Here is a 12,780-nt window from a genome sequence, read left to right as displayed (position 1 = left end):
CACGCAGTTCTACATGAAAGAAACGCGCACTCTGCATCCCCTGTCCGACGGGTTGTCCGTGTCGGTGGTGGTCTACAACCCGGATACAGAACAGCTGGTGTCCACGCTCTCGGGGCTTGCCGCCGCGTGCGATGCGCTGCACGTCAGCCGACCGCAACTCCCGGTGACGCTATATCTGGTGGACAACGGCGGCCTGCCCGACATCCCGGCAACGCTAGAGGAAGTCGGGGCTCGCGGCATCGTTTGTACGATCATTGCGGGACAGGGAAACGTGGGCTACGGCCGGGGCCACAATCTGGCAATCGAACGCAGTGCCAGCCGCTATCACCTGGTGCTGAATCCCGACATCGATCTGGCGAGCGACGCGCTTCGCGAAGCGCTCGATTTTTTCGATGCGCATCCCGAAGCCGGCCTCATCACGCCATGGATCGGCGACGAGCATGGCGAGCAACAGTTCTTGTGCCGGCGTTACCCTACCTTGCTCGATCTGTTTGTACGCGGCTTTTTGCCCTCGGGAATGCGTCGGCTGTTTGTCCGTCGACTCGCGCGCTATGAGATGCGCGACCGGATCAATGCGCGGGACACAGTGTGGGATCCGCCGATCGTCAGCGGTTGTTTCATGCTGTTTCGCATGACGGCCTTGAAGCAGTTGGCGGGCTTCGACGCCCGTTATTTCCTCTACTTCGAGGACTATGATCTGAGTCTTCGCGCGCATGACGTCACCCGTGTCGTCTACGCGCCCGCGGTGCGCGTGTTGCATCACGGCGGCGGCGCGGCACGCAAGGGCTCCGTGCATATCCGCATGTTCATGTCTTCGGCGTACAAGTTCTTCGACCGGTTCGGCTGGAAGTGGCTATGAGCCGGGTGCTCGTTACCGGCGCCAACGGCTTTGTGGGCCGCGCGCTGTGCCGTGCGTTGCGTGACTCCGGCAACACGGTCACCGGCCTTGTGCGGCGTGAGATGCAGCCAGAACGCGGCGTGCACGAATGGGTCGCCCCCAGCGTGAATTTCGCGGGTATCGACGCAGGCTGGCCGGCCGCATTGCAGGTGGATTGCGTCGTGCATCTGGCGGCGCGCGTGCATGTCATGCTCGAGGATGCCGCCGATCCAGAGGCTGCGTTCCAGGCGACCAATGTCGAGGGCACGCTGCGTGTCGCGCGCGCCGCGCGGCGGCACGGCGTGCGGCGCTTTGTCTTCGTCAGCAGCATCAAGGCGATGACCGAAGCCGATTCGGGCCGCCCGGTGCGCGAAGACGATTCGCCGGCGCCGCATGATCCGTACGGTCGCTCGAAACTCGCTGCCGAAGAAGCGCTGATCCGCCTGGGTGCGGAGACCGGCCTCGAGATCGTGATCGTGCGCCCGCCGCTGGTTTATGGTCCGGACGTGCGGGCTAATTTCCTGAGCCTGATGAGCGCCGTATGGAAGGGCGTACCGCTGCCGCTCGGCGCGCTTCGTGCAAGACGGAGCCTCATCTATGTCGACAATCTCGCGGACGCTTTAGTGCATTGCGCGACCGACGCGCGCGCGGCCCAGCAGTGCTTCCACGTTGCGGACGATGACGCGTTGACGATCGCCGAACTGGCGCGCGCGCTTGGCCGCCACCTTGGCCGGCCCGCGCGTTTGCTGCCCGTGCCTGAGAGCTGGCTGCGCCTCGCCGGCCGCCTGACCGGGCGCACGGCGCAAGTAGACCGGCTGGTCGGCTCATTGCAGCTCGACACCAGCCGGATTCGCACGGTGCTGGGCTGGCAGGCGCCGCATTCCACCGAAGAAGGGCTGGCCGCGACAGCCCACTGGTACCGATCCACGCATTGAGGCACGCATGCTGATGTCCCATTCCACGATGCCGGGCTGGACGACCGTGATCCTGATCGCGCTCGGCTCTGCTTGTGCCTGCGCGGCGATCCTGTGGACGCTGCTCAGGACCGGCCTCGCGTGGCGTCTGGCCACCGACATTCCCAACGACCGCTCGTTGCACACACGGCCCACGCCGCGGGTGGGCGGTTGGGGCATCGTTCCGGTGGTGGTCGTGGGGACGCTTGTCGTCGCGCCACATCTCTGGCTTGCCGCGCTGTGCGCCGCGGTGCTGGCGGCGGTCTCGCAGATCGACGACCGGCGCGGCCTGCCCGCGCGGGTCCGGTTCGCGGCGCACCTGGCCGCGGTGGCGATTTTCGTCTGGGCGCACCCCGCGTCGGCGCCGCTCTGGCTGCTGGCGGCCTTGTCGTTTTTACTGCTCTGGCTGGTCAATCTTTACAATTTTATGGACGGTGCGGACGGCCTTGCCGGCGGCATGACGCTGTTCGGCTTCGCGGGCTACGCTGCCGGGGCCGCGCTCACCGCGCATCCGTCGCCGGAACTCACGTGGGCCTCGGCCGCCGTGGCGGGCGCGGCCGCGGGCTTTCTGATCTTCAACTTCCACCCGGCAAAAATCTTCCTCGGCGACGCCGGGTCGATTCCGCTCGGCTTCCTGGCGGGCGCTTTCGGCTATTGGGGCTGGAGTGACGGCGTCTGGCCGATCTGGTTTCCGGCGCTGGTGTTTTCGCCGTTCATCGGCGACGCGTCGGTCACACTGCTACGGCGGCTCCTGCGCGGCGAGAAAATCTGGCAGGCACACCGCGAGCACTACTACCAACGCATGGTCCAGTACGGGCTCGGGCATTCGAAGACGGCCATCCTATGGTATGCAGTAATGGCGGCTGGTATAATACTTGCTGTCGTGTCGCTTGGCTGGCCTTCAGCGCTTCAATGGTGTAGCGTGGGTGCATGGGTGATCGTACTGGTATTGATGGGTATCGGAGTCGATTCACGCTGGCGTCGATTCCGGATAGCAGTTTCCGAACAACCTGAGGTGTGACGCCGATGCTTCGACACAAAGCCTCATGGCTATCATTTAGCGCTTTCGCCTTCGACCTTTGCGCAGTCGCGGGCACCTGGCTCGCGGCATATCTGATCCGCTTCAATGGCTACGTTCCGGTCGAGTTCTGGTCCGGCGCCGTCCGAACCCTCATCTGGGTGCTCCCCGTCTACGGTGTGATGTTCCGCATCTTCGGCCTCTATCGGGGCATGTGGGTGTTTGCGAGCCTGCCGGACCTGATGCGCATCGCCAAAGCCGTGCTGGCCGGCGCATTCGTGATGATGATGGTGGCCGTCATGGCCCAACCGCATCCCATCATTCCGCGCTCCGTACTCGCTGTTTCTCCGCTTCTGTTGTTCCTCGCCATGGGCGGCTCGCGCGCGCTCTATCGCGCTTCCAAGGAGTTCTATCTGTACGGCGGCCTCGTCGGACAGGGCAAGCCGGTGGTGGTGCTCGGCGCGGGCAATGCGGGCGCGAGCCTGGCGCGCGAACTGTCGCGTTCGAGCGAATGGCGGCTGGTGGGCCTGCTCGACGACGACCCCGCGAAGCAGGGCCGCGAAATCTACGGTTACAAGGTGTGGGGGCCAATCAGCGATCTGCAGCACTGGGCTTCGGACATGAAGGTCGAGCACGCGATCATCGCGATTCCGTCGGCGTCGGTCGATGCGCAACGCCGCGTGGCAACGCTGTGCGTGCGCGCCGGCGTGCGGGCCATGGTGCTGCCCGCGTTGACCACGCTCACGCAAGGCGAAGCGTTCCTGTCGCGCGTGCGTCAGATCGATCTCGAAGACCTGCTCGGGCGCGAACCGGTACGTATCGACATGCCGCACGTCGAAGCGCTGTTGAGCGGCCGCGTGGTGATGGTGACGGGCGCGGGCGGCTCGATCGGCTCGGAGCTGTGCCGCCAGATTCTGCGCTTCGAACCCGCGCAATTGATCGCGTTCGATCTGTCCGAATACGCGATGTACCGTCTCGCGGAAGAACTGCATGAGCGCTTTCCGAAGCTCTCCGTGGTGCCGGTGATCGGCGACGCCAAAGATTCCTTGCTGCTCGATCAGGTGCTCTCGCGCTACACGCCGCACATTCTCTTTCACGCCGCGGCCTACAAGCACGTGCCGTTGATGGAGGAGCTGAATGCATGGCAGGCGGTGCGCAACAACGTGCTGGGCACATACCGTGTCGCACGCGCGGCGATTCGTCACGACGTGAAGCATTTCGTGCTGATCTCCACCGACAAGGCAGTGAACCCGACCAACGTGATGGGCGCGAGCAAGCGCCTCGCGGAGATGGCCTGCCAGGCGCTGCAGCAGACCAGCACGCGCACGCAGTTCGAAACGGTGCGGTTCGGCAATGTACTCGGCAGCGCGGGCAGTGTGATTCCCAAGTTTCAGCAACAGATCGCGAAAGGTGGGCCGGTTACGGTCACCCATCCGGAGATCACGCGCTTTTTCATGACGATCCCCGAGGCGTCGCAACTCGTGCTGCAAGCGTCGAGCATGGGGCACGGCGGCGAGATCTTCATTCTCGATATGGGCGAGCCGGTGAAGATCGTCGATCTGGCGCGTGACCTGATCCGCCTGTATGGCTTCAGCGAGGAGCACATCCGTATTGTCTTCACGGGCCTGCGTCCCGGCGAGAAGCTCTATGAGGAACTGCTGGCCGACGACGAAGCGACCACGCGCACGCCGCATCCCAAGCTGCGCATCGCGCAGGCGCGTGAAGCGCCCGACAATCTCCTCGACGAACTGCTGCCCTGGCTGATGCAGCATCGTGTGCCAAGCGACCAGGAGGTGCGCCGCGATCTGCGGCGCTGGGTGCCGGAGTATCAGCCGGCTGCCGCGCCGGCGTTGCATAGCGTAGCCTCGGCGACGCGGGCTTCGTGACCATGAACCGGTGAAGGCTGGCTTTCGCTGCGGCCTGGAGTCGCAAGCCCGCCGTGAAGAAACGCACAAAACAAAAGGCGCTTATTCGAGCGCCTTTTTTCGTTACCGCCGGGTCTTTCGCACCACCATCCACCGCGGCGACTTGAAGCGCACGATACTCACGTAGAGCCAGACATACGTCCCGGCGAACACCACCACGAAGCAGAACAGATGCAGCGTGTGCCGCCAGAACAACGTCGCCGGCACGACCGCGATCAGACACAGCAGCCACAAGTACGGCGACGTTAGCGAGTTACGCCGCGTCAATTCGCGCGCGGTGCGCGCGCCGACCGCCCAGCGCATCAGCCGCTTATACACCAGCATGTGCAGATGCACGCCGTCGGGAATGCCGGGCGACATGCCGCGAATGAATTTCTTCCGGTAGATCGAGAAGCAGGTTTCGAAGATCGGATACATGAACAGCAGCACCGGATACCACGCCGATACGTCGCGATTGCGCATCACCAGCATGATCGACAGTTCGGCCAGCATGAAGCCGATGAAATACGCGCCGCCGTCGCCGAGAAAGATCAGCCCCGCCGGGAAATTCCAGATGAAGAAGCCGAGCACCGCGCCCATCATCATGAACGAGGCGGACAGCACGATCGGATCGGACACCTGGAACGCCACGTAGGCGAGCGAGGCGAACATCATGAACGCGACCATCGACGCGAGTCCGTTGAAGCCGTCGATGATATTGATCGCGTTGGCGAGCGCGGCAACCGCCAGCACCGTGACCGCGCAGGAGATCACCGCGTACGAGAGCAGGAAGTCGAGCGGCGGCACGCTGATGCGCGTCACGGCGATGTTCAGCAGGAAATACGCGAGCGCGGCCGCCGCCATTGTGCAGACGAGCCTTGCAAGCGGCGACACGCGCTTGGTCAGGTCCTCGACCAATCCTGAGCCGAAGGCCGGCATGCCGCATGCAATCAGCCCGAGGATGCCGCCCGACACGGCGGGATACTGGTGATGCAACTGCACGGCGGAGACGATCAGCCCAAGCAGAATGCCGGTCCCGCCGATGCGCGGCACCGGGCGCACATGAAATTTCTGCACGCCGGCCAGATCGGTGTCGGTGGAGAATTTTTCATGCAGATGCGCGTAGCGCACGATCAACAGCGTGATCAGCAGTGAAACGAGAAAGCCGAGCGCAAAACTAAGCATGAAAGTGGGCCTGAGCGAAGACGCCGAATTATACAAACGAAACGCGCCACGCCCGGAAAAGCAGCGGTGCCGCGTGGTAGCCCGCGGATCCCAGATAGTGAGGTCAAAGCCGCTCGCAAACGCCCGCCAGTCATGGATTCCACCTATTTAGCAGTGGCCGTGCGAGGTCGTTAACCTGGATGCGGCGAAGAGTAAGTCGCGCGCAAAAAGATGGCGCGCGCGCCTGCCAACCTGTTTCGCCGCCGATCGGCAAGACGTTCCGGAGACCCAATGCTAAATAACATCACAATTCGTGGCGGCCTGACGCTGGTGATCAGCGTATTCGTCGCTTTCCTGCTGACAGTGATCGGTGTCGGCTATGGCGCGCTCAAGCTCGCCAACAGCAGTCTCGACGACACGCAACGCAGCGCCGCCGCGTTGTCGCATCTGAAGGCGAGCTCCGAGAAGCTGCTGCAAGTGCAGCTCGCACTGGGTTCGTATCAGACGCTCTTTAGCGTCGGCAAGCAGACCGACGACCTGTTGCCGGCCGCGCACAAGGTGCTGGTCGAATCGAACAAAGACTTCCGCAATTACATGGCCGGCCCTTTTGCCGACGACAACGAGCAGAAGCTCGCGCAGTCCGTGGAACAGGCGCGCAGCGCGCTGGTCGACAAGGCGATCGAGCCGGAATTCAAGGCGCTTGCGGATTTCGACTTCAATACCTTCCGCAATATTCAGGGCGAGACGGCGAACGGTTTTTACGCTACTTATTCGAAAGCGATCGACGCGCTCGAACGCTCGCGGATCGACAGCCAGCATCAGCAAGCGCAAACGGCCGCGCAGCGCTTCCAGATCGCGACGCTGCTGTTCGCCGCGATCGGCGCCATCGCGCTCGTGATCGGGGTGGCTGCGCGGATCGGTTTGTCAGTCGCGTTGATCAAGCCGGTCAACGCAACCGTCGAGCATTTCGAGCGCATCGCCGCCGGTGATTTGACGGTGGCTATCAAAGTCAAGTCGCGCAACGAGATGGGCCAGTTGCTGGGCGCCTTGACGAAGATGCGCGACGGCCTCGTCGAGACCGTATCGAAAGTACGCGGCAGCACGACGGCGATCACTCAGGGAGCCAACGAGATTGCGTCGGGCAATGCGGATCTGTCCTCACGCACCGAGCAGCAGGCTGCGGCGCTTCAGCAGACCGCGGCGAGCATGGAGCAGTTGTCGGCCACGGTGAAACAGAACGCGGACAACGCGAAGCAGGCGAACCGGCTCGCCCATGGCGCGCTCGACACAGTCACGCGTGGCGGCAAAGTGGTGTCGCGTGTTACTGAAACGATGGATGGGATCAGCGAGTCGTCGCGCAAGGTGACGGAAATCATCGGCATGATCGAAGGGATTGCGTTTCAGACCAACATTCTGGCGCTGAACGCGGCAGTGGAGGCAGCGCGCGCGGGCGAGCAGGGGCGGGGGTTCGCGGTGGTGGCGTCGGAAGTGCGCAGCCTCGCTCAGCGCTCAGGCGCGGCGGCGAAAGAGATTAAGGAGTTGATCGGTGAGTCGGCCGCCAAGGTCCAGGAGGGCGCGTCCCTCGTGTCCGACGCGCAGAAGACGATTCATGAAGCGATGAGCGCCGTCGAGCGCGTGACCGGCGTGATGAATGAGATCGAGGCGTCCGCACTCGAGCAGAGCGACGGTATCGAACAGGTCAACAAGGCCGTCTCGCAGATCGACGAAGTCACGCAACACAATGCGGCGCTCGTGGAAGAAGCCGCTGCGGCGGCGAAATCGCTGGAAGAGCAGGCGACGATTTTGCGGGATGCGGTGGCGGTGTTTCAGATGGCGTAGTGAAAATGGCCGCGCTCGCGTTGTTGGTGAGCGCCGCTTTCAATCGCGCATTAAACCTCAATTTAATTCAGAAATCCTAATTGTGAATTTTTGTAAGATAAGCAACACGTGTAGGTACTTCGTGCTTCCATGGCATGTCGATTGCCGTTCAAGAGAACTTTTCCCGGTGCAATTCGCGGCCGGAACATGCTTCCGTACAGCAAAATGTTAGGAATCCGATAACTTGCGGTAAGGTTCCAAAATATTGTCCGTACGCGAGCGCACAGAGTGATGCGTCGCATTAAGGGATATTGTGTGTTGAATCGGACTCGAGGGCATTCCTCAACGCCGGCAACGCGCATGGTGCGCATCGATTCACAGCGGACAACTATCGAGCCCCAAAGTCATGCAGAGGTCCTCAGCGGTAGAGCCGGATAATTCCGGGAACGTACCAAGCGATTACTCGTGTGTGCTGTGCGGCGCCGGCCCAGCAGGAATGGGCTTTCTGTTCTATGCGTTCAAGAGCGGCAAGCTCGCTGAGGTCGCCAGAAACGGCTTGCTGATCATCGACAGACGCATGCGCTTCGGAGCAGGCAAACTCGGTGACTATGTGAACGTCACGGGCAACTCGGTCGCTAAGTCTTTCCTTGCGTGTCTCGAGGACGAACGCTTTGACGAGGTGTTCGGCGACATTCGCGAATACAACGAGTTGCACAAAAAAATGGCCGCCGACCCCGAAGGTGCGCCGCTGCTCTCGGAGGTCGGCGAACTGCTTACGCTGGCGGCCGAGCGGCTCATCGCGCACCTCGTCGAACATTTCGACGTCGACGTTCTGCGCGGACACGAAATCGATGCGGTTCGCCACAGTCAGGACGGCCGCTTCGAAATCGCTTATCACGACACGCGCAAACCAGCGGCACGCCGCATGATGATCAGCGATACCGTCGTGATGAATCTCGGCGGAACGCAGCGCGTCGAGGAGCTCGATGAACTGTGCCGCACGCTTGACATCCCAGCGCCGGGCAACGGTGTCATCACCGCGACATCGGACGAACTGCTGAGGCTCACGAGCACGCAACTCGTCGACACCTTCGCGCCTATGTTCGCTCCTCCCGCAGCCCGGCGTACCAACCGGATCACGATCATCGGCGGCGCGCACAGCGCGTTCACGATGACCGAGCGTCTCGCGACAGATCTCGGCGGCGGTGGACTCGATGAGATCACCATCATTCATCGCTCGCCCGTGCGGTTGTTTTTCGAAACCGTGGAAGAGGCGCTCGCATGGGGTTATCCGGTCGATCCAGTCAACGATATTTGCCCGGTCACGCGGCGGGTCAATCGTTCGAGTGGCCTGCGCTACCGCGCATTCGAGATCGCATGTGCGGTGATGTCGGAGGGCCGGGTTGCGGGCGCGAAGCCGCGGATCGAATTGATCGACGCCGCCTGTGGAGAAGACGAACGCGCCCGTGCTGCGACCCGTCTCGCGCAATCATGTGGCGTGATCCACAGCGCGGGCTACAGACCCAACATGTCCGCGCTGGTGGACCATCTAGAAGTGGAGATCCCCCTACAGTTCTGCCAGGGCGGCATCGAGATCGACAAGTTCGGTCGTCCGATTGACATCAACGGCAAGGTGATACGCGGACTCTTCACGTTTGGGCTGGGTTCGGGCTTTCGGCCCGACCCTGAGATCGGGAGCGAGGCCGCCTTCACTGGACGAATCCACGGCGTCTGGATCTTTCACCATGAAATCGGCAAGAGGATTCTGACTGGCGTTCTGAAAGCGCTGGCCGAGACGGCCGCCATGCAGGAAGCGGAAATGATCGCAACGGCGGACGACGACGGTCATGCCAGTGGCCGGCCGCGTCGCGGTCGAGCGGACCATCGCCGCTGACTGTGACCTGCAACCTGTGGCTTACCTATTCGAGGTGCTCGGACACGGCACATTGTCCCGCTTTTATTTCCATAGCCATCCTTAATAAATTCGACATGTTGCGGTTTTAAAATAGTAATGGTTGACACTTCAACTAAGATCGGGGTTCTTTCGATCTGCCGCAAAGTGACGCCGGCGTCCAGCGCCTCAGCGAACGTTCACCGCAAATAAGTCCCCTTAAATCCGCCGATCGTGCGGGCTATTCCGCCAGCATTATTGGCGCGACCTTCTTCAGCGGTTATGCTGCGTTGCGACATCGAACGCAACGCGATGACCAGTGCGAAGCTTTGATCGTCTCCATTACCGCTTCTGTTTGCCGACCGCGCGAATTAGGCCGATGCATCGCCATTGGCTCCTCTATTCGAGCGAGGCCTGCCATACCCAGGCAGGCTGCGATACTTACGTGAGGGAAATGATGACGACATTCCAGTCATACCGCCGTGGCAACCGCCTGCTCGAGGCGCTCCCAACGCATGAGTGGGAAGCGCTGCTTCCTCATCTCGAACTCGTCGAATTGAGTCCGGCTCAACTGCTGTCGAAATCCGGTGAACTCATACGAACTGTCTATTTTCCGGCCACAGCGATCGTGTCTCTGCTGCAGACGATGGAGAATGGCAGTTCGGTGGAAATCGCCGCAATCGGCAGGGATGGCACGACCGGCGTGCCGATCCTGACGGGCGGCGACACCATGCCAGCCAGCGTTCAGGCTCAATGCCGGGGGTTTGCTTATCGAATCAGCGCTACCGCGCTGCGCGAAGCGTTGCGCGACTGCGCTTCTCTGCGCTCATCAATGCTGTTGTACATGCAGGCTCTCCTTACCCAGGTCGCACAGACCGCGGCGTGCAACAGGCTGCATCGACTGGACGAGCAGCTGTGCCGTTGGTTGCTGGTCGATATCGATCGGTCGGGCACAAGCGATTTGCACGTCACGCAGCAAGTCATTGCCGACATGCTCGGTGTGCGTCGTGAAGGCGTGACTGAGGCGTCCGGCAAGCTGTGCGAAGCCGATCTCATCCACCACAGTCGCGGCCGTGTCCGGATTCTCGATCGGACAGGACTCGAGGCGCGCTCTTGCGAATGCTATGAGATCGTGAAGCGCGAATTCGACCGGTTATTGCCGCGTATCAACGCGACGGAGGTCACGCGCTGACGGCTTCGCCCTGTTCGCGATCCGCATTGACGTCTGGGGTGCCCGGCAATATGTGATGCCTTCGCGTGGATTGCTACCGTTTCATGGCGGTAAACGCGGCGAGCACTTGACTTGAGGGAACCTGACGCCGGTATCGGCAGGCGTCGGGTCGCCGCTCGTGTATCGTGATATAGGTGCGCTCACGATTGATCGGCCGCGGGCGCCGGGATCGTGCGCGACAGATACTCCCTTCCGCGTCTGTCAAACGGCCATTGCGCGGCGGCCCGCAGTTCTTGCCTCGCGTCGCACTACATCCGGGCTTCTGCCGACTTGGCACGCGCGTAGGCGCGGCTGGGACTTCACGTTTTGACCTCCAGCGGTAACGACCATCCGCGTCCGGCTGGAGCCTTTGCTGCGCCCGCTGCCACGCGCTACGCGTACTGCTTCAGCCGTGCCCCTTTATCGACCTGGTCGCGCTTCTAGTAAAGTATGATGATTAGCGCGTCGATCGCCACCTCATACCGTCGCTGCTGCCTGTGCGGGCTTCGCTGTTCTGCCGGTTGCATGCGGTGGTTTCCCGGTGAATCGCGAAGGAGGTGATCGTTATAAATTCAATCTCGCCTCAATTGAAAGGACCAGGTAAATGTCGAGCGTTTTGACACATTTCTTTTGCTTCATATTCGGCGTTGTCATTGGCGTTTTCGTATGCGCATTATGTGTCGCACGTTCCAGAACACCTCGGGGCGATAAATAAAGCTTTCTTCGGACACCACGCAGCCGGCGTCCCTATGTCGATCGGCAGGTCCATCCGCCGTAATCCGTGAAGACCTCACCGATCATCGCGGCGACGCAGGCACCGCTTTCAGAAAAAATAGTTGGCCACTGGCGATAATGTCCAACCGCGTCAACGCCACGCGCTTGAGGCACGGGCAACGCGAGCACTGCAAGGGCCCGACCGCGCGAAGCGCTCCCTCCTTACCCCCGTTAGCGCAGGCGAAAGCGTGTATGTTGCTTTCCGCACTGAAACAAGATTTCTAGAACCCTACACTGGGCTGGTTGTATCTGTTCGCGGCGATGGAAGCCGCGATGGAACGCTATACCAAAGCTGCTCTACCGACGTCCCGTAGCTGCGCAATGCACCGGATGTCAGCCAGACTCCATCGACCTTCGCGCAACTGCGCGAAGGCGGCTTCCAAAGGGCTTCCATGATTTTGGTGACAGGCAGCGCCGGTTTTATCGGCGCCAACTTCGTGCTTGACTGGCTGCAACTCTGCGATGAACCCGTGGTGAACGTCGATAAGCTCACCTATGCGGGCAATCTCGGCACGCTGAAATCGCTGCAGCACGATCCGCTGCATATTTTCGTATGCGCGGACATATGCGACCGCGCCGCAATGGACGAATTGCTTGCCGAGTTCAAGCCTCGCGCAATCATCCATCTGGCGGCCGAGACTCACGTCGACCGGTCCATTCACGGGCCGGAGAGCTTCGTGCTGACCAATGTCGTGGGCACCTTCACGCTACTGGAAGCGGCCCGTCAGTACTGGACTGCGCTCGGCGAGGCCGACAAGGCCGCGTTCCGCTTCCTGCACGTTTCTACCGACGAAGTGTTCGGCTCGCTATCCGCAACCGATCCGCAATTCTCCGAGACCACGCCGTACGCGCCGAATAGCCCTTACTCGGCCACCAAGGCAGGTTCCGATCATCTGGTGCGCGCCTACCATCATACGTATGGCCTGCCGGTGCTCACCACGAACTGCTCGAACAACTACGGTCCGTACCAGTTCCCCGAGAAACTGATTCCGCTGATGATCGCCAACGCGCTCGGCGGCAAGCCGCTGCCGGTCTATGGCGACGGTCAGAACGTGCGCGACTGGCTGTATGTCGGCGACCATTGCAGCGCGATCCGTGAAGTGCTCGCGCGCGGCACACCGGGCGAGACGTACAACATCGGTGGCTGGAACGAGAAGAAGAACCTCGACGT

At 61.7% G+C, this 12,780-nt stretch carries 9 protein-coding genes; 8 read left to right on the top strand and 1 reads right to left on the bottom strand.

What is annotated here, in order from left to right:
* Nucleotides 1-13 precede the first annotated feature (13 nt).
* Genes B0G73_RS37860 through B0G73_RS37845 form a run of 4 tightly spaced genes read left to right on the top strand, consistent with a single transcriptional unit; the run spans nucleotide 14 to nucleotide 4,734 of the window.
* The gene (locus B0G73_RS37860; RefSeq protein WP_106286150.1) at nucleotides 14-859 is read left to right on the top strand and encodes a glycosyltransferase family 2 protein; all 846 of its coding nucleotides are present in this window, start codon (nucleotides 14-16) and stop codon (nucleotides 857-859) included.
* Nucleotides 856-1,812, top strand: coding sequence for an SDR family oxidoreductase (locus B0G73_RS37855; protein ID WP_106286149.1), 957 nt, complete (start codon nucleotides 856-858; stop codon nucleotides 1,810-1,812). The genes B0G73_RS37860 and B0G73_RS37855 overlap by 4 nt, the downstream gene beginning before the upstream one ends.
* A 7-nt stretch (nucleotides 1,813-1,819) precedes the next feature.
* Nucleotides 1,820-2,851 (top strand): glycosyltransferase family 4 protein, encoded by a 1,032-nt coding sequence (locus B0G73_RS37850; RefSeq protein WP_106286148.1) that lies wholly within the window; start codon nucleotides 1,820-1,822, stop codon nucleotides 2,849-2,851.
* A 5-nt stretch (nucleotides 2,852-2,856) separates the two neighbouring features.
* Nucleotides 2,857-4,734, top strand: a complete 1,878-nt coding sequence (locus B0G73_RS37845) for a nucleoside-diphosphate sugar epimerase/dehydratase (protein WP_106286169.1) — start codon at nucleotides 2,857-2,859, stop codon at nucleotides 4,732-4,734.
* Between the two features lie 102 nt (nucleotides 4,735-4,836).
* On the opposite strand, the gene B0G73_RS37840 is transcribed toward B0G73_RS37845, so the two are convergent.
* Nucleotides 4,837-5,937, bottom strand: a complete 1,101-nt coding sequence (locus B0G73_RS37840; RefSeq protein ID WP_106286147.1) for a glycosyltransferase — start codon at nucleotides 5,935-5,937, stop codon at nucleotides 4,837-4,839.
* A gap of 270 nt (nucleotides 5,938-6,207) precedes the next feature.
* Between B0G73_RS37840 and B0G73_RS37835 the strand changes: the two genes are divergently transcribed.
* The 4 genes from B0G73_RS37835 to rfbB form a co-directional block, all read left to right on the top strand.
* Nucleotides 6,208-7,755: a methyl-accepting chemotaxis protein gene (locus B0G73_RS37835; protein WP_106286146.1), complete on the top strand. Its 1,548-nt coding sequence runs from the start codon at nucleotides 6,208-6,210 to the stop codon at nucleotides 7,753-7,755.
* A gap of 385 nt (nucleotides 7,756-8,140) precedes the next feature.
* Nucleotides 8,141-9,628: a hypothetical protein gene (locus B0G73_RS37830; RefSeq protein WP_106286145.1), complete on the top strand. Its 1,488-nt coding sequence runs from the start codon at nucleotides 8,141-8,143 to the stop codon at nucleotides 9,626-9,628.
* Nucleotides 9,629-10,082: 454 nt separating this feature from the next.
* Nucleotides 10,083-10,817 carry a Crp/Fnr family transcriptional regulator gene (locus tag B0G73_RS37825; protein ID WP_106286168.1) on the top strand — a complete coding sequence of 245 codons (735 nt, stop codon included), beginning with the start codon at nucleotides 10,083-10,085 and terminating at the stop codon, nucleotides 10,815-10,817.
* Between the two features lie 1,184 nt (nucleotides 10,818-12,001).
* On the top strand, nucleotides 12,002-12,780 hold a 779-nt coding region (rfbB, locus tag B0G73_RS37820; RefSeq protein ID WP_106286144.1), incomplete at its 3' end, for a dTDP-glucose 4,6-dehydratase.

This window comes from Paraburkholderia sp. BL25I1N1, assembly GCF_003002025.1.
Taxonomy (GTDB): Bacteria; Pseudomonadota; Gammaproteobacteria; order Burkholderiales; family Burkholderiaceae; genus Paraburkholderia.
This window is presented reverse-complemented; position numbering and strand designations above follow the sequence as displayed.